Source organism: Martinezella calliandrae, from assembly GCF_030272695.1.
Classification (GTDB): Bacteria; Pseudomonadota; Alphaproteobacteria; order Rhizobiales; family Rhizobiaceae; genus Rhizobium; species Rhizobium calliandrae.
Genome location: NZ_JARFYN010000074.1, coordinates 1 through 20,896, shown reverse-complemented (window position 1 = coordinate 20,896; position 20,896 = coordinate 1). Strand labels below are relative to the sequence as shown.

19 protein-coding genes and 7 pseudogenes are annotated in these 20,896 nt (G+C 58.5%); 7 read left to right on the top strand and 19 right to left on the bottom strand.

Features of this window, described 5'->3' with window-relative positions:
* Positions 1-549 precede the first annotated feature (549 nt).
* Both PY650_RS32675 and PY650_RS32670 read right to left on the bottom strand, forming a co-directional pair.
* A pseudogene (locus tag PY650_RS32675) lies at positions 550-891 on the bottom strand (alpha-amylase); the annotation flags it as partial.
* A 130-nt stretch (positions 892-1,021) separates the two neighbouring features.
* The gene (locus tag PY650_RS32670; RefSeq protein ID WP_285884111.1) at positions 1,022-1,555 is read right to left on the bottom strand and encodes an NUDIX hydrolase; all 534 of its coding nucleotides are present in this window, start codon (positions 1,553-1,555) and stop codon (positions 1,022-1,024) included.
* A gap of 800 nt (positions 1,556-2,355) precedes the next feature.
* Here PY650_RS32670 and PY650_RS32665 point away from each other — a divergent pair.
* From PY650_RS32665 to PY650_RS37555, 5 genes and pseudogenes are all read left to right on the top strand, one after another.
* Positions 2,356-3,216, top strand: a complete 861-nt coding sequence (locus PY650_RS32665; RefSeq protein ID WP_285884110.1) for a metal ABC transporter solute-binding protein, Zn/Mn family — start codon at positions 2,356-2,358, stop codon at positions 3,214-3,216.
* Positions 3,213-3,725 (top strand): annotated as a pseudogene (locus PY650_RS37560) (metal ABC transporter ATP-binding protein); the annotation flags it as partial. The gene PY650_RS32665 and the pseudogene PY650_RS37560, both read left to right, overlap by 4 nt.
* 331 nt (positions 3,726-4,056) lie before the next feature.
* Positions 4,057-4,911, top strand: a complete 855-nt coding sequence (locus tag PY650_RS32655; RefSeq protein ID WP_285884106.1) for a metal ABC transporter permease — start codon at positions 4,057-4,059, stop codon at positions 4,909-4,911.
* Positions 4,912-4,998: 87 nt separating this feature from the next.
* Positions 4,999-5,412 (top strand): annotated as a pseudogene (locus tag PY650_RS32650) (Fur family transcriptional regulator).
* Positions 5,413-5,422: 10 nt separating this feature from the next.
* A pseudogene (locus PY650_RS37555) lies at positions 5,423-5,599 on the top strand (IS66 family transposase); the annotation flags it as partial.
* A 38-nt stretch (positions 5,600-5,637) separates the two neighbouring features.
* Here PY650_RS37555 and PY650_RS32645 read toward each other — a convergent pair.
* The 15 genes and pseudogenes from PY650_RS32645 to PY650_RS32575 all read right to left on the bottom strand — a co-directional run bounded on the left by PY650_RS32645 (position 5,638) and on the right by PY650_RS32575 (position 18,788).
* The gene (locus PY650_RS32645) at positions 5,638-5,913 is read right to left on the bottom strand and encodes a hypothetical protein (protein WP_285884104.1); all 276 of its coding nucleotides are present in this window, start codon (positions 5,911-5,913) and stop codon (positions 5,638-5,640) included.
* Between the two features lie 178 nt (positions 5,914-6,091).
* Positions 6,092-6,466, bottom strand: coding sequence for a DUF6481 family protein (locus tag PY650_RS32640; protein WP_285884102.1), 375 nt, complete (start codon positions 6,464-6,466; stop codon positions 6,092-6,094).
* A gap of 26 nt (positions 6,467-6,492) precedes the next feature.
* Positions 6,493-6,717, bottom strand: a complete 225-nt coding sequence (locus tag PY650_RS32635) for a hypothetical protein (RefSeq protein WP_285884100.1) — start codon at positions 6,715-6,717, stop codon at positions 6,493-6,495.
* A gap of 138 nt (positions 6,718-6,855) precedes the next feature.
* Positions 6,856-7,065, bottom strand: coding sequence for a cold-shock protein (locus PY650_RS32630; RefSeq protein WP_003504088.1), 210 nt, complete (start codon positions 7,063-7,065; stop codon positions 6,856-6,858).
* A gap of 169 nt (positions 7,066-7,234) precedes the next feature.
* Positions 7,235-7,699, bottom strand: a complete 465-nt coding sequence (locus tag PY650_RS32625; protein ID WP_285884122.1) for an SDR family NAD(P)-dependent oxidoreductase — start codon at positions 7,697-7,699, stop codon at positions 7,235-7,237.
* An 8-nt stretch (positions 7,700-7,707) separates the two neighbouring features.
* Positions 7,708-8,063, bottom strand: a pseudogene (locus PY650_RS32620) (IS6 family transposase); the annotation flags it as partial.
* Between the two features lie 39 nt (positions 8,064-8,102).
* Positions 8,103-8,431 (bottom strand): annotated as a pseudogene (locus PY650_RS32615) (DUF4158 domain-containing protein).
* Between the two features lie 198 nt (positions 8,432-8,629).
* A complete protein-coding gene (locus tag PY650_RS32610) occupies positions 8,630-10,054 on the bottom strand; it encodes an aldehyde dehydrogenase family protein (RefSeq protein ID WP_285884089.1) in 1,425 nt (474 codons plus the stop codon).
* Between the two features lie 25 nt (positions 10,055-10,079).
* The gene (locus tag PY650_RS32605; RefSeq protein ID WP_285884087.1) at positions 10,080-11,165 is read right to left on the bottom strand and encodes an ABC transporter ATP-binding protein; all 1,086 of its coding nucleotides are present in this window, start codon (positions 11,163-11,165) and stop codon (positions 10,080-10,082) included.
* Positions 11,155-11,766, bottom strand: coding sequence for a helix-turn-helix domain-containing protein (locus PY650_RS32600; RefSeq protein WP_285884086.1), 612 nt, complete (start codon positions 11,764-11,766; stop codon positions 11,155-11,157). Before PY650_RS32600 ends, PY650_RS32605 begins: the two co-directional genes overlap by 11 nt.
* Positions 11,767-11,831: 65 nt before the next feature.
* Positions 11,832-12,905, bottom strand: a complete 1,074-nt coding sequence (locus tag PY650_RS32595; RefSeq protein WP_285884084.1) for an ABC transporter substrate-binding protein — start codon at positions 12,903-12,905, stop codon at positions 11,832-11,834.
* Positions 12,906-12,935: 30 nt separating this feature from the next.
* Complete coding sequence (locus PY650_RS32590) at positions 12,936-13,739, bottom strand: ABC transporter permease (RefSeq protein ID WP_285884082.1); 804 nt, start codon at positions 13,737-13,739, stop codon at positions 12,936-12,938.
* 11 nt (positions 13,740-13,750) lie between these two features.
* Positions 13,751-14,632, bottom strand: coding sequence for an ABC transporter permease (locus PY650_RS32585; RefSeq protein WP_285884081.1), 882 nt, complete (start codon positions 14,630-14,632; stop codon positions 13,751-13,753).
* A 77-nt stretch (positions 14,633-14,709) separates the two neighbouring features.
* Positions 14,710-15,996, bottom strand: coding sequence for an NAD(P)/FAD-dependent oxidoreductase (locus PY650_RS32580; protein WP_285884079.1), 1,287 nt, complete (start codon positions 15,994-15,996; stop codon positions 14,710-14,712).
* Positions 15,997-16,997: 1,001 nt separating this feature from the next.
* Positions 16,998-18,788: an SWIM zinc finger family protein gene (locus tag PY650_RS32575; protein WP_285884077.1), complete on the bottom strand. Its 1,791-nt coding sequence runs from the start codon at positions 18,786-18,788 to the stop codon at positions 16,998-17,000.
* Between the two features lie 668 nt (positions 18,789-19,456).
* Here PY650_RS32575 and parS point away from each other — a divergent pair.
* Together parS and PY650_RS32565 are read left to right on the top strand one after the other, a co-directional pair.
* A complete protein-coding gene (gene parS / locus PY650_RS32570) occupies positions 19,457-19,942 on the top strand; it encodes an Xre family toxin-antitoxin system antitoxin (RefSeq protein WP_285884075.1) in 486 nt (161 codons plus the stop codon).
* Positions 19,939-20,445, top strand: coding sequence for an RES family NAD+ phosphorylase (locus tag PY650_RS32565; protein ID WP_285884073.1), 507 nt, complete (start codon positions 19,939-19,941; stop codon positions 20,443-20,445). The genes parS and PY650_RS32565 overlap by 4 nt, the downstream gene beginning before the upstream one ends.
* Before the next feature lie 157 nt (positions 20,446-20,602).
* On the opposite strand, the pseudogene PY650_RS32560 reads toward PY650_RS32565, so the two are convergent.
* Positions 20,603-20,773: pseudogene (locus PY650_RS32560) on the bottom strand (antitoxin of toxin-antitoxin stability system); the annotation flags it as partial.
* Between the two features lie 21 nt (positions 20,774-20,794).
* On the bottom strand, positions 20,795-20,896 hold a 102-nt coding region (locus tag PY650_RS32555), incomplete at its 5' end, for a transposase (protein WP_285884121.1).

Genomic DNA, 20,896 nt, shown 5'->3' with positions numbered 1-20,896 from the left:
GAGAGGACTGAACAATTCCTTATGAACCCACGCATAGGCGCGGGGCGACAGAACTGTAATTTGCCACCCGTTGTTGGCTTTATGATCGAGGCGAAAGTCACAGCCTTGCTGAAGCGGGAGAGAGTAGCCGGCGCCGGCAAGGAGTGCTTCACCTGTTCGCGTATAAGTCGCATTCATGGTTTTCGCATCCTTTCTCGTACCTGATACGGGGTAGCTCTTGACAACCGCCATTTTATCTTGAACGGCTCGATCAATGAAGAATATGATCAGTCACAGGAAGCAACATTGATCGGGGTCAATGAATTGAGCGGATAGTCTAACGCTGGTCGAAACCTGCCGCCAAAACATTCTTCAGTTGTTGCGTCAGAAAATGGGATGAGGATAGATCTTGATCTTGGCGGAGGTCATTTTGAAGCGGATCTCGCCAAGATATCTTGGCAAATGACCTCAATGTCCTGACGGGCGTCGATTTTGTGCCAGGTCATGTTGGAGGAGCGCCGTGCAAGTTGCATCTCCAAAACTTCGACATTCGCATCAGAGGGGCAAATCTTCACTTTCGGTCGGTTGCACCAGCGCCACATGCAATTCGCCGAGCCGCCTGCCAATGGTCGCGGCGAAATCGACCAGAGGCCTCAAGTGCTCATCCGCCATGTCCGCTTGGACGCCGGTCACTATCACCTCGTCGATCGCGCGGCGCAGGTTGCTGAGCATCCAGTTCCAGGCATCGCCTTGATTGCGGATCGCTCCTTGTACGACGATCAATGTGCAACGGGAGCCATCCGGCGCCGTGTGCGTCACTTCGCCGAGCAGCTGTGCAGTGTTCCGATATCCGACTTTCGTCAGGTAGCGAGTCATCTCTACCTCCGGGTGGATACCCGGCTGAACGTGGCGGCGCCCGGAAATTCCTATACGTAATGTTATTACGTGACATGATTCGATAAATGATGCTTTTCGTCAAGTCCATATGATGCCTGCCGGCAAACTTAGCTGGGTACTCGGATCGATGCCCGCGGCAAGGATTTCAGCCTTGGGCGCGCTTTTTCTGCCGACGCGGTTCAAATCGGATAAGCAGCGATTTGAGTTCTATCTCGCGCACCCGCCGCGCCGCCTCGTCCGGCGCCACCCACTCAAGGATGCGCTGTCCTCGTTCCTTGAACTCACTTTTCAACTCCAAGACTTCAATCTGGAAGACGTCGACGACGCAGGGTCCGACATCACCATTGTCGAGATCCTTGAGGTACGTGTAACGGCCAACCGGCTTCTTCACCGCCGTTCCACGCGCGCCGGCTTCTTCCCAAGCCTCGATTGCTGCTGCCTCGAACGGCTTCATCCCCCTCATCGGCCACCCTTTCGGTATCACCCAACGCCTGCTGTCACGGGAGGTGATGACCAGGACTTCAATATCTGGTCCGCCATCCCGGTAACGAAAACACAGCGCGCCGTATTGCTGGAGAAACGCTCCTGCGAACAGCTTTTCGGGAATCGCTGCCAGCTGACCCAGCAGTGCCTTCGACTTTTTCGATTTTGTTTTCCGGTTTAGTTTCGGATCGTTCATGTCAAACCGATTTGTGGGACTTTCCTCGTCTCTTCAAAAGCTTAGTCGAGCACTAACTCCAATTATGACAATACGGTCCGAGTGTCACCAGCCGTCTTCACGACTTTCGAACATTGACGTCATACCCGAACGATGGCTGGTCGGCGCCGCCGAGCCCATGAGACGTGCATTACTCGAGCGGCTCGTCGCGCAGCATTGTTAGGCCGGAGATATAGCGCGTACTCCGCCATCGGCCGGCCGGCGGTCTAGCGGCAATTGCAGATTCGCAGGCGCTTCGCGCCGAACGCGACAGCTTTTGGAGCAAGAAACTGGCAGCCGACAGGGGGCGTCGAATAACCATCGAAGACGTGAGGATGAGCATAGGCTAGGCGACATCCGTCCAGCATTCTTCGCCGTCAAGGCGCCGATTGAGTGTCGTTTCAAGGTGTTCACCCACGATTTCGGATGTTTCACACGGTTCGAGCACAATCTTAAACCCGATGCTCGGGACGGCCTTGCTCTTGAAGAGGTTCGAACTTGCGACCCGTGCTTTAGTCGCATGGCAGGCGGGGATCAGTGCCTTCGCTTTGAGTTGCGAGATATCTACGGTAGCTGAAAACACGGCTACGCTTGCGACCTGTCAACTCGTCGCCAAAGCTTAGAAGAGCGCGCTTAATTAACGTGGACCGTTGTCGCTGCGAGAAATTAGCTCTTGAGCAGGAATGGGACTGTACGTTATATCATCACGTCATGTTATTTTATATCGTTGCCCCCTTCGCCCGAAGCGATGTCGTCGATGGGCACAGTCGGAGAGATCAAAGATGAAAAAACTTTTCCCATGGCTGGGACTGGGCTTGCTTCTAGCGACGACCGCACAGGCTACCGATCCGATCACGATCGTCGCTGCCGAGAACTTCTACGGCGATGTGGCACAACAGATTGCTGGACCCGAGGTTACCGTTTCCAGCATCCTCAGCAATCCCGATCAGGATCCGCACGAGTTCGAAGCGAGCCCGTCGGTTGCGCGCGGGCTCTCGGCGGCCAGCCTCGTGGTTTACAATGGCGCGGATTACGACCCGTGGATGTCGGATCTCATTGGCGCTTTGCCAAGGCCGGAGCGCAAAACAATCGTTGTTGCGGATCTCATCGGCAAGAAGACCGGCGACAATCCGCATATCTGGTACGATCCGCAAACCATGCCCGCGTTCGCCAAGGCGCTGGCAGAGCAACTGAGCGCGCTTGATCCCGCCCATGCAGCCGACTACCAACAGCGGCTGGCGACATTCGAGAAGTCGCTCGAGCCGATCCACGCTAAAATCGCTTCCCTGAAAACGCGCCTGGCTGGCGTTCCGGTGACCGCAACCGAACCTGTCTTCGGATATACGCTCGAGGCGCTCGGCACGGAGGTCAGGAACCAGGCGTTCCAGCTTGCGGTCATGAACGGTACCGAACCGAGCGCGTCCGATGTGGCTGCCTTCCAGGACGATTTGAAGAACCACAAGGTGAAGGTGCTGATCTATAATAGCCAGGCCTCCGATCCACTGGCCGATCGCATGCTGTCCCTGGCAAAGGAGGCGCAGGTCCCCGTCGTTGGAGCGACGGAGACCGAGCCACCGGGAACGAAATTCCAGGATTGGGTGATGGGCGAGCTTGACGCTATCGGCAAGGCGGTCAAGGAATGACAACCGCCAGCGCCGTCGAATTCAACGATGTCACTCTCACACTTGGAGACCGGGTCGTTCTCAGCGATGTCAGTATCTCCATTTCCGAGGGAGAATTTGTCGGGCTCCTGGGGCCGAACGGCGCTGGCAAAACCACTTTGATGCGGGCGATTCTGGGACTTGTGCCGCCGTCGCGCGGGACCGTTTCCGTGCTCGGCCGTCCCGCGACACGTGGGAATGTCGCGATAGGTTACCTGCCTCAAGCGCGTGCGGCCCCCGCCACGATGGGTTTGAGCGGATGGGATTTCGTTGCAAGCGTGGTCAATGGCCACCGGCTGGGATTGCCGCTGCACGGAAAGGCCGAACGAGCCGAAATCCACCGGTCGCTTGAAATGGTCGACGCCCACGATCTGGCTCACCGGCGGCTTGGTGAAATGTCGGGCGGGGAGAGGCAACGCCTCGTCCTGGCCCAGGCGCTTGTCGGGCGGCCACGCCTGCTGTTGCTGGACGAGCCGCTGATCAGTCTCGATCCGCATCGGGGGCAGGAGATTCTCGCTCTGGTGCGACGCGTCCAGCGCGAATTGGGTGTCGCCGTGCTGTTCAGTGCTCACGAACTGAACCAACTGCTTGGTGTTATGGATAAGGTTCTCTACCTTGGTCGCGGTCAGGCTGCTCTCGGTGCTGTGGAAGACGTTGTCACCTCCCCCGTCCTGTCGCGGCTCTACGGATCGCAGATCGATGTCGTGCACGTCAACGGTCGGATTTTCGTGATGGTTGGTGGCCACGATATCGAGCATCAGCCCCACCGGCATGATCATGACGGAAGCGACTGGAACACCGCGGAGCTGGAAAAAGCGCGCCATGTTTGAATACGACTTCATACGCCACGCTTTCGCGGCAGCAACGATTGTCGCGATCCTTGCTGGAACGGTCGGCTATTTTCTGGTCCTTCGCGGCCAAACCTTCGCGGGTCACGCGCTCGCCCACGTCGGATTCACAGGCGCGACGGGCGCCGTTCTCATCGGCATTCCGCCGCTCTGGGGACTGGTTTTGATGACCGTGGCGGCCGGTATCGGAATGGGTGCCATGGGCGAGAAGCTCGCAGAACGCGACGTCGCGATCGGACTGGTGCTCGCATTGTCTCTGGGGCTTGGCCTGCTATTCCTTCACTTCTTCACGACGTCCGCGACGCAGGCCACGGCATTGCTCTTTGGCAACGTGCTTGCCGTGAACGTGAGCACGATCTGGACATTGCTTGCTCTCGGCGTCGTCAGTCTTGGAATGCTGGCGGTGATTTCGAGGCCATTGCTATTCGTCAGCCTTCAACCGGAATTAGCGGAGGCGAAGGGCCTGTCCCTGCGGCGTTACTCGATATTGTTCCTGGCCATCGTGGCCTTGAGCACCGCCGAATGTGCGCAGATCGTCGGCGTGCTTTTGGTTTTTGCCTTGATGGTGGGGCCTGCAGCAACCGCAATTCAACTGACAAGCAAGGTTCTCACCGGCGTCGGCCTTTCCGCGTTGATTGCTCTGATCGAGGCCTGGCTCGGCATAACGCTTGCCTACCATACCGACTGGCCGACGAGCTTCTGGATAACGGCCCTCAGCGCGGGATTCTATCTGCTCGGCCGACTGCCGCTCAGATCGCGCGCTTCGCCTAATGTGATTCATCAAAATGCAGCGCAGGATGTCTTCGATCCCGAAGTTTCAAAGCCTTGATAAGGCATGATCCTGGAATACGAAATGGAATAGGTTATAACGTTTACACCTGACCCTCATCATGGTGATCAATTGGCGAACTCAGACCTGCTGACGAGAAATCAGGCGCTTGTTCTAGGCGTGCTGCAAAAATCCCGGGAACCAGTAAGCGCTTATGCCATCCTGGAGCGGCTACGCGACGATGGTATCCGTGCGCCTCTTTAGGTCTACCGGGCCTTGGACAAGCTTTTAGAACTGGGCAAGGTCCATCGCCTGGAAAGCCTGAATGTTTTCGTCGCCTGCTCTCACCCGATCGAGGACCACGTTCACGGCGTTACCGCCTTTGCCATTTGCGAAAACTGTGGACAGGTCACCGAATTCCACGACGAGTTGATAACCAGCCGCCTTTTTGATTGGGAGAAGGCGCAGCACTTCCAGCCTGAAAAGACGACGATCGAAATCCGGGGTTATTGCGTCAATTGCGCCAGCACGCGGACACAGACCGCTGCACGCACCCATTGAGCGATCCTCCAGCACCGGAGCTCGCCATGCTCATTCTAATTTCTATACCACCCAAATCGGCAGTGAGCACTTTACGGTTTTCCGCACCACGAAATCGAAATCGCGGCTGAATTTCCTGTCCTTGCTGCGCGGCAATTATCGGAATTATGTCCTCAATGACGCGGCGTTCGACTATCTGGAAGGCCGCTGTTATAATGAAGAGCGGCTTCTCCGTCGCCGGGATGATCAGGCGCGATCAAACGTGAACGACGTCAGCAACGTGGTGACAAAATTGCTCGCCTTTTCCTTAACAAGTACTTCCGTCCAGTCATCGGTCCCGCGTAACCGCAGGTCCGTATAGATGCCGTCGACCGCAGCCTCTTCGATGCGTTTAATGTGGTTCATGAAAGCGACCTCGCCTCCCACATGATACACGTCGCGGATCACCATGCGCAGGATTTCCTGAATTGCGATCTGCCAGGCCGTGTTGATCGCCTGGAGTTCACCGGTATTTTCTGCCATGAGAGTTCCTGTCTATGCGAATGGACCTCTCAGCAGTTTACGCCACGCTGATTGGCCGGGATTGGAAAAACGCCGCAAGAAATGTGATTGCGGCGGCCTCGGGGGGAACGACCTGACTAGGCTGCGGCAGGCTTGCGGACCCACCGCTTTTGCCTCGCCCGCCGGATCCCGACAATGCTTAGGCCTGTCTGGCCTTGCGGTTGGCATAGCGCCGATCGCGCTCAGACTTGCGGGCAGCCTCGTCTTCGATCACACGGGCGATGCGGTTTTTCTCGGCTATCTCGCGTGCTTCACTTTCGGCGCGAGTTGCGGCATCTGCCGCCGCCTGCTGTTCGGTTGCCTCGGCCAGCAGACGCTCGCGTTCCTCGGTTATTACCCGTTCGCGCGCAAGGCGCCGCTCTTGCCTGGCTTCGGCGATGGCAAGGCGTTCTGCCTGTCTCACCAGTCTGGCGGGTTCGGCTGCAGCAGCACGATAGGCGTTCAGCATGGCGATCTTCGCTTCCGCGACGGCAGTGCGACGGTCGGAAAGGTATGTGTTTTTGGCGTTCTTCAAATTTTTATCCTGGCAATTTTTGAGGATCAGGCAGTCTTGGCGCGCTTTGCGAGCAGCGAAGCCGTCGCGGACTCACGGTCCTGCAACTCCTTTGCGAGGCGGGCTTCACGAAGTCGCTGCGTCTTCTCCTCACGGGACCGAGCGAGGGAGTCGAGCTCCTCAACGGCGCTATTGCGCGCGAAAAACTGCGATCGGACATCGCCGAAAGCAATCTCTGCCCGTTCGCGGGATTTGCTGTGTGTTTGCATCATATTGATTTCCCTGATTGATAGCCGCCGCGTATGGCCGCAATAAAAAAGGCCAGGCAATTTGCCTGACCTTCGGTTGGTATCATGCTCTCGACGGTGCCAGTACATCCGTGGTCAACGGAAAGCAGATACTGAGTGGCGTTATGCAGCCTGCAGATTGCAGGCCGACATTTTGCCCGACTTGTTATCGCGCTCCAGCTCGAAGCCGATCTTCTGGCCTTCGACGAGTTCGCGCATACCGGCGCGCTCGACCGCCGAGATGTGGACGAACGCATCGGCGCCGCCGTTATCGGGCTGGATGAAGCCGAAGCCCTTGGTGGAATTAAACCATTTAACTGTGCCAGTGGTCATGTTGAACCCTTTCATAGCAATTGTGTTACCGCCGCGCTGATGCGCTGCGGATGGTGATAGCGATTTTTGAAAGAAAAGGTTCGTTCAGGGCGCGGTGCCAAACGCGCGGTAACCAAAGCTCGGCAAGCAAATATCGATAACGCTGATATAGGTGGCCACTATCGAATTGTCAACTTTTAGTTCTCGATGAAATCGATCCTCTTTTTCTAGTTGTGTTTTGACGCAGCTCCCGTACGAGAGCCGGCGCCTGCGCTATGATGCCAGCTTCAAATTCCGAGGCGATCATCCCTGCGGAGTGCGTTCCTTCCGTCTCCGTCAGGGGCTGGGGCTCACGGTATTGACGCGGATCTTGCGGGGGCTCGCGGGCCAGAACGCCCGTGATGACATCAACCGCGCCCTTGGTGGCGGTGTAGACCGCCGTCTGCGGCGGCGTTATAGCGGTCACACCGGAGCCGATGTTGATGACGCTACCCTTGGTCGCGGCATAGGCCGAGAGGTTGCCGACCGCTGCGTGGGCCGCGAGCGACGAGGTGAAGATGACGCTGGAGCCCTCGCTCAGGATCGGCAGCAACTGCTGGACAAGGAAGAACGCGGCACGGACATTGACGGCGAAGAGTGCGTCAAACTCCTCGATCGTCGTCTCCTGGCGTTACGGCGGCTTTGCACCAGTACGTCGAGAACAAAACCATCCTGATCGACGGCGCGCCAGAGCCAGTGTTTCTTTCCCCTGATGGTGATGACGGCCTTCGTCGAGGTGCCATTTGTCGCCGAGCCTGCCGGCTGATCGCTTGCGGATATTCTTGGCGAAACGCCTGCCGAATTTCTCAGCCCCAATGCCTCACGGTCTGGTGAGAGACGAAGACGCCACGGGCTGCCAGCATATCCCCGACCATGCGCAGACTGAGCGGAAACCGGAAGTAGAGCCAAACCGCATGGGCAATTACTTCTGCTGGAAATCGGTGGCGGCGATAAAGAGGATCACGGGCAAATCGGGTCATGCCGCCAGATCCCACATTTTGATCGGCACTTCTTTAAGTTTACGGTGGCATCCATAATGTCAGCCCTTCCCGATCGGGCCGTTTCAGGCGTCGAAAGCCGAGATGCTGCAAAATCTCAGTACAATGCCGGCGTGCTGTCCGGCTGGAGAAGTCATACTGGTTCACAGCGTCGTATTCCATGCCTAGCTGCTCGGCCAGCCAGGAAACGCTGCATGGTCCTGGACAAAGTAGCCATGCGCGGCGAAGAACTTGAGCTGAACCGCCAATCCCAGTCGCGCCGGGGCCGGCTTGCCATTCACAAATTCCATGTCGGAAAACGTCAGGCTCCAGCTCCCGGTCAAATCTTCATTCGAAATACTCAAACCCATCAATCTACTCCATAACTCACAGCAGACTGTCATTCCCCGCAAATTCAGCCGTCAATCACCGTTGTTATGTTCCCACAACGTTCTTCAACTTGGCCAAAATCCCAGCTTCGAGCCTATCAGAATCGTGATCGCCGACACTTGCAGGCTCGGCCAATATTTGCGACTCAACAGGGCGCAGGCCGGCCGGCCAGCCTCTGATTACGCCCAACCGACGACACCCTTGATCTCCAGGAAATCGTGGATTGCCCAGTCGGCATACTCACGCCCATTTCCCGATTGCTTGTACCCGCCGAAGGGTGCGAACGTGTCCCAGGCCGGATAGTTGATATAGACCGAGCCGGCGCGCATGCGCTTGGCGATGGCGCGGGCATTATCGATGTTCGTTGATTGAACATAGGCAGCAAGGCCGTACACGGTGTCATTTGCGATGCGGACAGCATCCTCCTCGTCTTTGTAGGACATGATCGACAGAACGGGGCCGAAGATCTCCTCGCGCGAAATCATCATTTCGGGCGTCACGTGTCCGAAAACCGTTGGGCGGATGTAGTAGCCGCGATTCAATCCCTCCGGCCGGCCCGTGCCGCCCGTTACCAAGGTCGCACCCTCGCCGATGCCGCTTTCGATCAACCGCTGGATCTTGTCGTACTGGATCTGGCTGACGACTGGCCCGAGATCGACGCCATCGGCGCGCGGATCACCTGTCTTGAAGGCCTCGGCAGCCTTCCTGGCGATTGCCAGGGCATCCTCATGACGGTCGGCCGGCACCAGCATACGGGTCGGCGCATCGCAGGACTGGCCGGTATTGCTGAAGCAACCCTGGACCCCCTTGGTCACCGCTGTCTCGAAATCGGCGTCGCGCAGGATGATATTGGCCGACTTGCCGCCAAGTTCCTGAGCGACGCGCTTGACTGTGTCGGCGGCAGTTTTGGCGACGATGATACCGGCACGGGTAGAACCCGTGAACGAGACCATATCGACATCGGGATGCCCCGCCATGACCTGCCCGACATCAGGGCCGGTGCCGTTCACCAGATTGAAGACACCAATCGGCGTTCCAGCCGCCGCCATCACTTCGGCGAAGATGATGCCACTGATCGGCGCGATTTCGGAGGGCTTCAAGACCACCGTGCATCCCGCCGCCATCGCCGGAGCGACCTTGCAGACGATCTGGTTCAACGGCCAATTCCACGGCGTGATGAGCGCGCAGACGCCAATCGGCTCCTTGATGACAGTGGTTGAGCCGCGCTTTTCGGTGAACTGATAGTCCTCGAAAGCGGCGATAGTCGCTTCCATGTGTCCGCGTCCGGCCCATGCCTGGGAATCCCGCGCGAACGGCAGAGGCGCCCCCATTTCCTGGCTGACTGCCTGAGCGATATCCTCGAAGCGCTCGTTGTAGCATTCGAGAATTCGCTTCAGGAGTGCGAGACGCTCTTCCTTGGACGTCAGCGAAAAGCTCGCAAAGGCACCCTTTGCCGCTGCAACCGCCTTGTCGACATCTGCGGCCGAGCCGGCGGATATTGCGGTATAGACTTCCTCCGTCGACGGATCGATCACCTCTATCGTCTTCGGGGCAACGGGATCGACCCAGGAACCGTCGATGAAGAATTTCAGGTGATTGTTCATGTGTTCTCCATTGTCGTTGGTGGGCTCAGGCCGGAAGTATCGGGCAGGAGGCGCCTGATCGGAGCGAGGCAAAAAAGCGGTCGCCAGTCGCCATGGCGGCATACTCAGACTGCCTGGGTATATCGGCCGTCAGGCTATATTTGTCTTCCGCGAGAAGATGTACGCGCAAGCTGCGCCCATGAAAAACGACGCTTTCCACCGTCACGCCGACCGAACCTTCGGTCCGCTCGCGCGAGACCAGAATATCCTCCGGGCGGATACCTATCGTCGCGCCATCGCCGGATCGCGGTTTGATGGCCTCGGTTGCGGGCACGTCGAAGGAAAAAGCACCGGCGGCAAAACGCAACGTCGATGCGTCGCGGCTGACCAGACGCACATCTAGCAGATTCATCGTACCGATGAAGCCGGCGACGAAGGTCGTCGCCGGCTGGTCGTAAAGCACCGATGGCGAGGCAATCTGTTCGATGGCGGCGTTGTTCATGACGACGATACGATCGGAAATCGACAGCGCCTCAGTCTGGTCATGCGTGACCATCACGAATGTCGTGCCAAGTTCGCGCTGCAGGCGTTTCAGCTCCACCTGCATCTGCTCGCGCAAATGCGCGTCGAGCGCGGAAAGGGGCTCGTCGAGCAGGAGGACCCGCGGTTCGCAAACAATCGCTCTTGCAAGCGCCACGCGCTGGCGTTGACCACCGGAAAGTGCCTGAACATGTTGATTGACCTTGTCGGCCAGGCCGACCATGTCGAGCGCTGCGGCAACGCGCTTGCGGCGCTCGGGGCCGGCAATCTTTCGGAGCGACAGGCCGAAGCCGACATTTTCGGCAACCGACATGTGCGGGAAAAGCGCGTAGTCCTGGAACACGGTGTTGACCGGACGGTCGAATGCGCGAAGGAACGTAATGTCTCTTCCGTCTAGCCGAACCTCTCCCTCGGTGGGGGCTTCGAAGCCCGCGATGACGCGCAGCGTCGTGGTCTTGCCGCAGCCCGAAGGACCGAGAAGGCTCAGGAACTCCCCTTCGGCGATCGAAAGGTTGATGTCATTCAGGCCGACGATACCGCCTGCAAAATGCTTGGAGACCTTATCCAAGCGAAGCAAAGCATCAGTCGCCATCACGCGCCTCCGAAGGCTTCGTCGTATTTACCCATACGATGGTGCAGCGTTCCGTTCCAGGATTGCGGAAAGAATGCAGCAGAGTGCTCTTGAAAGCGAAACTGTCGCCGGTCTTCAGCAGATATCGCGTGGAATCCACCACGAGTTCGGCCTCGCCGGTCGTGACGATACCGAATTCGTGGCCGCTGTGGGCATAGGCATCCGTGCCGCCACCGGGCTCGACGGTCACCACCATGCCGGTCAGGGATGCACCGGGCGGCGACAGAAGATCCTTGGTGATCCCTTCCGAATGGACCGGCAAGGGACGGCGGCTGTTTGCGCGCACGCAATAGAGGTCGTTGACGGGCTCATTGCCGTCGGCGATCAGCGCCGACGGCTCCACGTCGAGTGCCGCGGCCAGCGGCCAGATGACGCGCACGCGCAGCGATGACATGCCGCGTTCGATCTGGCTCAGCGCCCCGATCGATATTCCTGCTTTGGACGCAAGATCCGCCAGCGACAAGTTCTTCTCGAGCCGCAAGGCCCGCACGCGCCGGCCGACGCGGACATCGGCCTCATCCGCCTCGCGCTCCGCCCTGCTCGTCAATTCGTCCGCGTCCATCGGCTCTCCATATTCAAATTTTGAAAATGGCCCGAACAATCACATCCGGGCCAAGAATAGCAAGCTCAACCGCCCGCCTTGACCTTCTCAAACATCTTGGCAAGGTCGTCGTTCTGCTTCATCGGGCCGGTAAAGACGGTCGATTTCAGCATGGCTTCAGGATCCGGCGGGAGCTGCAGGTTCTCCAACTCTTCCTTTGGAACAGCGGCAAACGCGGATGTGGTCGACGCACCATAGCCGTAATTTTCGATGAGTGCCTTGCCCGATTCCGCCTCAAGTCTGCTATTGATGAAGTCATAGGCAAGATCGGTATTCTTCGCGTCCTTCAGCATGACAAAGCCGCAGGCCCAGGTGAGCATGCCTTCCTTCGGTTTCATGAACTCCACCGGCACGCCTTGCTTCTTCAATGCAACAGCAGATGCGTTCCAGGTCATGGCCGCAACCAACTGGCCGCTGGCGAGCGATTGTTCGACGGAGGTCATGTCGGTCGTATAGGCCGAAACAAGCGGACGCTGCTCACGCAGCTTGTCTGCAACTTTTCCCAGCTGTTCCGGTGTCATATCGAACGGGCTGACACCGGCGAGCAGCGCGGCGACGACCGGCGTATCGTGCACGGCATCGATCGTTGCGATGCGGCCGGCATACTGCTTGTCCCACAACAAATTCCAACTCTGTTTGGGGCTTTTCACGAGGTCGGTGCGGTAGAGCACCGAGGTGTTGCCCCAATCCCAGGGAACCATCCAGACCTTGCGATCGCCAGCCTGAATATCCGGCAGATTGCGGAAGACCGGGAAGATCTTGTCCCAATTTTTGATCTTGGCGGTATCGATCGGCTGCAGCAAGCCTTCCTTGTTCCAGCGAGCAACCTTATCGTAGCAGGGATGCGCGAGATCCGGATGGAACCCGGCCTTCACTTTGGTAAAGGCATCGTCGTCGTCGCCGAAGACGGAGATGTCGACGCCGTCGGGATGGGCCGCGGTGAATGTCTTGTGAAACTCGGGAAGCTCGTAGCCCGACCAGGTGAAGTAGGTGAGCTTGTCCGCAGCAGACGCCGGCAGGCCGAGCGACAGCGAAAGGGCTACAGCCGTGAGGGCGCGCGATGCGGGTCTGACGAAACGTCTTTGATGATCATGTTTCATAGCAGTTCTCCTCTTGTGATTTTTCTCGTTTCAGGCACTGGAAGATGTGGATCGCGAAAGCCCGCGCTGCCGCAAAAGCTCGGCGCATCCGGCGATGATGATCGACACCGCAAGAATGACAGTACCAAGAGCCATCACGGTCGGAAGCGATTTTGGAAACCGCAGCTGGCTCCAGATATAGAGCGGAAGGGTCGGCTGCGTGCCGGCCAGAAAAAAAGCCACGATGAATTCGTCGAACGACGTGAGAAAGGCCAGCATGAAGGCCGAGCCGATGGCTGGAAGCGCCAGAGGCAGCATGATGCGCCGGAAAATGATCAACTCCCCTGCCCCGAGATCCTCCGCGGCCTCGGGGATGCTGCGCGGGATGGACGCGAAACGACCGCGCATGATGATGACCGTCGTCGGCAGGCAGACAAGAACATGACCGAGCACGATCGCGAGCCGCGAGGGACCAAAGCCCAGCAAGTTCACGAGGATCAGCAGCGAAATGCCGACCACCACGCCGGGAATGAGGATCGGTAAGCGAGCGATAGCGGAGATAAGCTTGGCAAAGGGAGAGCGAACCTGCGTATCCATATAAGCGATGGTGATGCCGCAAAGGGTAGCGATGACAGCAGCGGCGAGACCGACCGACACGCTGGTCACGAGCGCACCAGTCAGCGTCTCATTTCCAATCAATGTTTCATACCACCCGAAAGTAAAACCCTTCAGCGGAAAGGCGGCCTGAATAGAATCGTTGAAGGAAAAGAGCGGTATCAGTGCGACCGGCAAATACAGGAAGATGAGGTAAAGCCCGACATACCAGCGTAGCCATCCCCCTCTTGCAGCGCTCATTTGCCGGCGCTTCATGTCCGGCTACCGAATAGGCGGTCCGCCTGGCGGACAATGAGAACGACGGCAAGAATCACCAGCATGACCATAACCGCCAGAGCCGCGCCGAACGGCCAGTCATTGGCCTTTCCGAACTGTGCCTGCACCAGAGAGCCGATCATTGTGCTTGTCGGCCCGCCGATCAGAGCCGGTGTGACATAGTCCCCGACTGTCGGCACAAAGACGACGACAGCCGCCGAAAGTACCCCCGGCATGGAATTGGGCAATATGACCCGCCGAAATGTCGTGAAGGGCCGCGCTCCGAGATCGGCCGCCGCCTCCACCAACGATCTCGGGATGGTCCCGAGCGCGACGAAGATCGGCAGGATTGCAAAAGGGGCATAAGCGTGGGCAAGCGTCAGCACCACGGCCGATGGGGTATTCAGAAACAATGTTGACGGCTCCAACGAAAGACCGGAGAGCATCAACGCCGAATTCAGTACGCCATTGTAGGCAAGCACGATTTTCCAGGCGAAGACGCGCAGCAGATAACTTGTCCAGAACGGCAGTGTAACGAGGAAGAGGATCAGGCTGCGGCGCTCGCCGGCGTGAAACGCGAGATAATAGGCGACCGGATAGGCTGTCACGACCGTTGCAAGCGTCACGAGCCCAGCGATTGCCAACGACCGCAACACCACGAGCCCATAGAGCGGATCGGAAATGACGGTGACGAAGTTCTGCACGGAGATGCCGGCACCCAGCAACGCACCATCATTGATACGAAACGACAGGAACGCCACAAGGCTGACGGCAAAGAGCACCAGCGCGAAGGTTACGATCACGCCGGGCGACAGCATGGCGCCGCGGAAGATCCGTGTCCTGTCAAATATTCGAGACGGAACGCCCTCATTGATCATAGTATGGCCTGCGGTAAAATGAAATCCATTCTATGTTTTTCATTTTTGTGAAAAATGTCAAGTATGATATGCCGTGCTCATTTTTCGAGAGCATCCAACAGCCGATACCAGGCGATCGTCGCGGCGACACCGACCTGCCGGAACGCGTGAAGAGGGATGGGCCGGATGGCGGTGACTGGAAAAGGCAGCACGGCGCGATCTCCGGTGTCGATGTAGCGGGCAAATCTCTGGCCGAGCGCCGTCATCATGCCGACGCCGCGTCCCTGGCAACCGACGACGGTCAGCAATCTTGGCTCCGGCTCATGGATGTGCGGCAAGTGATCAGGCGTCATTGCAACCCGACCAAACCAGCGCCTGGCGATCGGAATGTCGACGAGCTCGGGATAGAGGCGCCGCATCGCGCGCTCCAGGTGCTTCCAATCGCTCTCGCTTTTCGGCTCCGCCATGCGCCCCCTGCCCCCCAGCACAAGCCTGCCGTCTGCACTTTTGCGATAGTAGACGAGGATTCTGCGAGAATCGGAGACGGCTTGTTCGCCGGGCAAGATGATCCGTCGAAGGCGGTCCGGAAGCGGGTCCGTCGCGATCTGAAATGAATGCAGCGGCACTATAGTGCGGGCAAGACCCGGCACGAGTTGGTCGCTATAGGCATTGGTGGCGATGATGACGAATTGCGATCTTACTGATTGGCCGTCGGCCACCTGAACGACCCAGCCGCCATTTTCCCGTCTGACTGACCGCACCTTCGCGCATTCGGCGAGCTGAACGCCTGCCTGCGCGGCTACCATCGCCAACTCACTAACGAAGGATAGCGGATCGACGATGCCAGCGCGACCATCGAGCCAGCCACCGAGATAGCCGCGTGCGCCGGTCAGGGATTCGATCTCGCGTGCGTCGAGCATGCGTACATCAGCTCCGCGGGCGCGCCATTGCGTATCGCGCCTTTGCGCTGCGGCAAGTGCCTTTTCGGTGTGGGCGGCCTGGATCCAGCCGTTTCGAACCCTTGGAACGTCAAGATTCTCGCGATCAATGAGATCGAACACACAATCCGCCGTCGAAGCCGCAAAGGCGATCAAAGCCTGCCCCCGCGCCTCCCCAAAATTCTCGAGCAGCCAATCCGGATCATATTTCAATCCTGGAATGACCTGGCCGCCGTTCAAGCCGGACGCACCTTCGCCCACGGCCTTCGCCTCGAGCACCCTCACTCTCTTGCCCTGCCGCGCCAGATCAAGCGCAGCCGACAATCCCAAAAAGCCTGCTCCGACAACGACAACGTCTACGCTTTCTGCTGGGGAAAGCGGCACGTCGATGGCTGCGCTTCGCGTACTGGCTCGCCAAGCAGACTGAAGTTCAAGAGGCAACGGCATTTTGATCTCCGGCAACGACCTGAAAATCACTAACTTAATTTCACGAATATGAAAATAGAAATTTTAGCGGGCAATAACACGACAGCAGAGTTCATATGATGCGATCGTACCGTAAAGGGGTCAGAACAAGGTGCGCCGGCAGAAGCCGGCAAGGAGTAGATGGGGAAGTCCATTGCAATGAAGGAGTAGCGATCCACATTGACCCGAGTCATGCGCGGGCAGCCGTGAGGCTGTGCTTGAAGCGTTAGCAGGGGAGCGTGTAGGCCAGCCGTTGAACCGTGAAATTGACGCTTCTCGGGTGCCGACGTTCGTCTTGTGTGCGGAAGGCAATATGAATCGGCGCGACAGCGCGAGTGCCGATTCAACCCGGCGTGGTCTGAGACCCTGGCATGCACGGACGCTCCTTGCGCGGGAACCGGGAGACCTCGGGATTGGCCAGAGTGGGATGCCACTGGTGGTTCGCATCGGGAAGGCGAGGAGCCGAATCCGGTGAAGAACGATCTCGAGGAGTCAGATCCTGCCATAGTAGCAACGAACCTCGCGAACTACGTCGGAGTATCGGTGGCGGAGCAAGGGAGCGTCGTTTTGCATTTAACCGTAAGATTCTGCCCACAACGGTTTCAACCAGATAGCGTGGCCCTTAATTTGAGACTTGGCACTTAATTTGAGATTTTTTCTTGGAGAGACCGGTAATTTCTCTGGGGTCCAGCGGCAAGTAGTAGTAGAGGCGGCTTTGGCTTGAAAATTGGCGGCACGTTCGGTTCTGGCAGATTGCGACGATCTCCTTGGCGTTTGCCGTAGTCGTTGTTCAGCGGGAAACCAACGCAACCGCTTCTCTTTTTATCGAAACCGAACTTGCCAAATGCGACCGGGGACAAGCTCCGAATCGACCACTGCATACGCCGGTCATCCCTAAGCTGTGAATAGGCATCGCATACTGTCCCAGTCACTCTTGCAGAAACAATTATTTCGGGCGCCTATCGGCATCGGAACCCCAAACGCTATGGATCCGGTCGAAGCGCTTCGAGCAGGGGACGGAGCTTGTGCTTGCGGCGATGCCGTTCGATCAAGAGGTCAATCCGCGCGATCCAATCCTCGAACCGGGCGGCGGCGGCGTAGGCGCGAGCGGCCATTTCGAGCCACTTTGCGGCCAGTTCGTACCGCCCCGATTGCCCGGACTCCATGATGCCGTCGGCGATGCGCCCGGCAATCTCTATCACCCAATCAGGATGGCTGGCATGCGCGGCGTCAGCAAGCCGCATGAGGACTGCGTCAGACGGATCGCCGGGCATACTCATGAGATCGACGGATCGCACCGCTTCCTCCACCATGCCGTCGCCGAGATAGATCCCGGTGCGGTCGCGGGCGTATTTGGCAGCCGCCAAACTTGCCAGCAGCCGGGACCGAAGCGAGGCCCATTCCGGCCCGGCCAGTGCCGCCGCAGCCCGAAAATCCTCAAGCGACAGGCTGCGCTCGAAAGCCGCCCGCGCCGCAACGAGAGCAAGCGAATGCCTTCCCGACAGCCCAGCCGTGTCGCGCAACCAGCGCGCCAGGGTGACGGCCCCATGGGAGACCTCGTCATCGCGTCTTAGCAACAGCCCCCATTCAGCGATATCCAGCGCCGCATCGATCTGTGCTGCTTGCTTCAAAAGGCGCGCGAGTAGGAGGACTTCTTCGGCCGAGTGGAACCTTTTGCGCGCATGGTTCTGTGCATCTGCGATGCGTCCGAGCCGGACCAGCATCATCGCATGGTCGCCGTGGCGCCCCGCGGCATTGGCGAGGTTGAGGAATGCTTCCGTCCTCCCTGTTATCTCAAGAACCCGCAGCCGCGCCTCGGTCAACCGTGCCGTCGTCCAATCGCCGTTGCCAGAAAGCGGCCAGGAGCGTCCCTGCCCGGCAAGAACGTCCTTGAGGCCGATCTCGTCCCAACCTTGGTCAAGCGCGTCGATCGCGACCTGCAGGTATTGATCGAGACCATATTCATCGAGCATGCCTTGCCACACGTCGAGCTGAACCATCAGATCGTCGCGCTCTTCCGGGAGGAGATCGCTCATCAAAACTGCTTCAGCAATCATTTGCCCGAGCGAGGGAAAGAACTCGTGCAGCGTCTCGTCCCAGTCAGCCTGTTCGCGCCATACCGGCACGAGCGCCTCGGTTACCGGCTCAAGGATATTCAATGCATTGCGTCCGTCGCCGGCTTCGAGAAAAGGCCTTGCCTTATCGATCAGCGCTTCAAACGCCTCCTCATCGATCATGGTCCCTTTATCGCTCCAGCCGCGTTTGCGGGAATGGCTTCCGGACAGCAGCGCCTTAACCTGCCGCCTAATAGGTTCAGGATCAACGGCTGTTCGTTGTGTCCCCGCCAAACCCATTTCGGCCACTAATTCTGCCTCGAGCCAACGTATCAGTCCCCGATCCTCCCTGGCCCGTTTGACCAGGAGCGCCACCAGGGCTTCCCGATCAAGGCCTTCGAGCATGCTGTCAAGCGAGGGCCTTTGAGCAATCGCGCTCGGTGCCGCGATATATTTGAGCAACACGGCAACAACGTGCTTACAGGCGCCGCCCCAATCATAGGCACAGGAGCACCGCGTGGCGGCCACGCCATCGCCATGAAGCTCGATCGTGACGACATAGGGCGAGAATTCGCTGCCTTCGACCTCGGCAGTCAGTTCGTGACCACGTCGTTCGAGCGCTATAACAGCGCCTTGACGAGCATAATCCTTGCCGCGCGCGAAGGATTCCGCTGTTGCCAACGCACGCACGGCGTCTTCATCGAAAGCCTTGTCCTTCATGCGTTATCTTGCTCCTCGACTTCAAACGCGTCGCGACTCTCGTCGTCATCCTGATCAGCACCGTTGTCGCTTGGCAGTTAAACGTAAGACTCTGTCTGCAAGAATTTCAACAAGATAGTGCGGCACATTATTTGAGACTGAGCAGTTAATTTGAGATTGGATCTCATGATTTGGCACAAAATTTGATATTTGGCATAGTGAAAAAAGCTTCCATCTTCAGTGAATGACAGTGACCATATCGCAATCTTTGCAATGGGTTACGCCAAAAATAGCCAACGAGAAAAGTGGGCTATAGTCTCAACTTAAGTGCTACAAACTGTAGTAATGAGCGCATTCTCACGTTTAACTGCCAAACGACAAAACATTATCGGCTGCCCGCATCATCCGTCGTCGGCTGTGAAGCCGATGCGACGATCGTCTTGCCGCCTGCAGACCCAGCGGCGATACCAGGTGCAATGGTTGACCGCCGGCGTCGGGAGGCGCGACCTTTGGCTCACCCGCACGCCACCGCTCGGCCATCCGAGCCGCCAGTGCTCAACAGGTAAACCGCCCTCGGCCCGCGAGCGGCCCCGAGCAATCGGGTCGGCTTCGTCAGCGAAATTCCCAACCTTGAAATCAGTTGCGACAGATGGCATATTCAAAGCGACAGATGACGCAGGAGAAGGATAATGGCCGTTACAACAAAAGTACCGTCGCCACCGGCAAGCGGTAGCGAACTGCAAAAAATCGAAGCACTGCTCGGCGGCTCGCGCATCCTGTCGCGCAGCCTGACAAATGCGCTCGACGCCCATGAACTGCTTTTGCACGGGCTACCCGCATCGGCGCTGAACCACCTTGTCGGCAATCTCGTCTTCATTCGCAAGAACGAGTCGCTCGAAAAGGCGGTCGGCATGAGCTTGCGCACCTGGCAGCGGCGGAAGGACACACCCTCCAAACCGCTCAGCCTAGAACAAAGCGGTCGCGCATGGAAATTCGCCGAGATCCTCGCAAAGGCGACGGACATTTTCGGATCGCAGGCCGAAGCCGAACAATGGCTGGAGCGGCCTGCAGTCGGGCTTGACCAGCGCCGTCCAATCGATCTTCTTGGGACCCCTGCCGGCGTCGAGCTGGTCGAGGATCATCTCGACCGCCTGGAATACGGCGTCTACGCATGACCTTTCTGCCAATCGCGCTCGGCGGGACCGAGTTGCTTGCATGGCGGCTCGATCAAGCCGTCCATGCGCCGACTTGGGATAGCGGCGAAGGTTCCTATCGCGTGGGCGGCCGCTGGAACAGCAAGGGGGTCCGCACGGTCTACTGCTCGCTCGACCCTGCGACGGCAATCCTTGAAGTCGCTGTCCACAAGGGATTTCGGGCGCTCGACACGGTGGCGCATATAATGACGGCGGTCGTGATTGCCGATGTCGGCGATGTCCATGTCGTCGATCCGGAAACGGTACCCAATCCCAACTGGCTTCGCCCGGGCATTCCCGGCGCGGGACAGCAAGCCTTCGGGGATGATCTGCTTCAACGGCACCGTTTCGTCGCGATCCCGAGCGCGGTGTCGCGGCATAGCTGGAACCTGATCTTTCTCGCGAGCCGCGCGACGGGCGCTTATGCACTGAAGTTCCAGGAGAACTTCGCGTTGGACACGCGGCTGCATCCACCCACGGCATGATGCCCGGATCGCGTCACCGCGAACTGCTCATGGGTGTCCATCAAAAGCCACGCCGCTCATGCCCTGCCAGGCCCACCGTCATCCGCATCCGCGCAGTGACGAACGATCCGGTCCGGCTTGGTCCGCGCAACCAAGCCCGTCGAAGATCACAGCAGCCTCACGTCCCATCTTCGATGGACTTCAGAACATCCGCGGGCAGGCTGTCGAAGTCATCGGCAACTTTGATCTTTCGGCGCAACGCGCCGGGCTTGCGCGCGACGACGTCCGACGATGGTGGCCTGATTTCCGCGACAACCTTGTGATGGGATGTCAGGACGAACCTTTGCCCGGCCCAATGATCCGTAGTGGCTTACCGCGGCGCGCGCTTCCACTGCTCGGCCGCGTTGTCGAGGACGAGATATAGCAGCTTCATGGCAGCGTCGTCACCCGGGAAATGGCCACGCGACCGCAC

Excerpts from the sequence above, each read along its gene's own strand:
- PY650_RS32670 (WP_285884111.1), bottom strand. The coding sequence starts at position 1,555 with ATGAACGATCCGAAACTAAACCGGAAAACAAAATCGAAAAAGTCGAAG.
- PY650_RS32665 (WP_285884110.1), top strand. The coding sequence starts at position 2,356 with ATGAAAAAACTTTTCCCATGGCTGGGACTGGGCTTGCTTCTAGCGACG.
- PY650_RS32655 (WP_285884106.1), top strand. The coding sequence starts at position 4,057 with ATGTTTGAATACGACTTCATACGCCACGCTTTCGCGGCAGCAACGATT.
- PY650_RS32645 (WP_285884104.1), bottom strand. The coding sequence starts at position 5,913 with ATGGCAGAAAATACCGGTGAACTCCAGGCGATCAACACGGCCTGGCAG.
- PY650_RS32635 (WP_285884100.1), bottom strand. The coding sequence starts at position 6,717 with ATGATGCAAACACACAGCAAATCCCGCGAACGGGCAGAGATTGCTTTC.
- PY650_RS32630 (WP_003504088.1), bottom strand. The coding sequence starts at position 7,065 with ATGACCACTGGCACAGTTAAATGGTTTAATTCCACCAAGGGCTTCGGC.
- PY650_RS32610 (WP_285884089.1), bottom strand. The coding sequence starts at position 10,054 with ATGAACAATCACCTGAAATTCTTCATCGACGGTTCCTGGGTCGATCCC.
- PY650_RS32605 (WP_285884087.1), bottom strand. The coding sequence starts at position 11,165 with ATGGCGACTGATGCTTTGCTTCGCTTGGATAAGGTCTCCAAGCATTTT.
- PY650_RS32600 (WP_285884086.1), bottom strand. The coding sequence starts at position 11,766 with ATGGACGCGGACGAATTGACGAGCAGGGCGGAGCGCGAGGCGGATGAG.
- PY650_RS32595 (WP_285884084.1), bottom strand. The coding sequence starts at position 12,905 with ATGAAACATGATCATCAAAGACGTTTCGTCAGACCCGCATCGCGCGCC.
- PY650_RS32590 (WP_285884082.1), bottom strand. The coding sequence starts at position 13,739 with ATGAGCGCTGCAAGAGGGGGATGGCTACGCTGGTATGTCGGGCTTTAC.
- PY650_RS32585 (WP_285884081.1), bottom strand. The coding sequence starts at position 14,632 with ATGATCAATGAGGGCGTTCCGTCTCGAATATTTGACAGGACACGGATC.
- PY650_RS32580 (WP_285884079.1), bottom strand. The coding sequence starts at position 15,996 with ATGCCGTTGCCTCTTGAACTTCAGTCTGCTTGGCGAGCCAGTACGCGA.
- PY650_RS32575 (WP_285884077.1), bottom strand. The coding sequence starts at position 18,788 with ATGAAGGACAAGGCTTTCGATGAAGACGCCGTGCGTGCGTTGGCAACA.
- parS (WP_285884075.1), top strand. The coding sequence starts at position 19,457 with ATGGCCGTTACAACAAAAGTACCGTCGCCACCGGCAAGCGGTAGCGAA.
- PY650_RS32565 (WP_285884073.1), top strand. The coding sequence starts at position 19,939 with ATGACCTTTCTGCCAATCGCGCTCGGCGGGACCGAGTTGCTTGCATGG.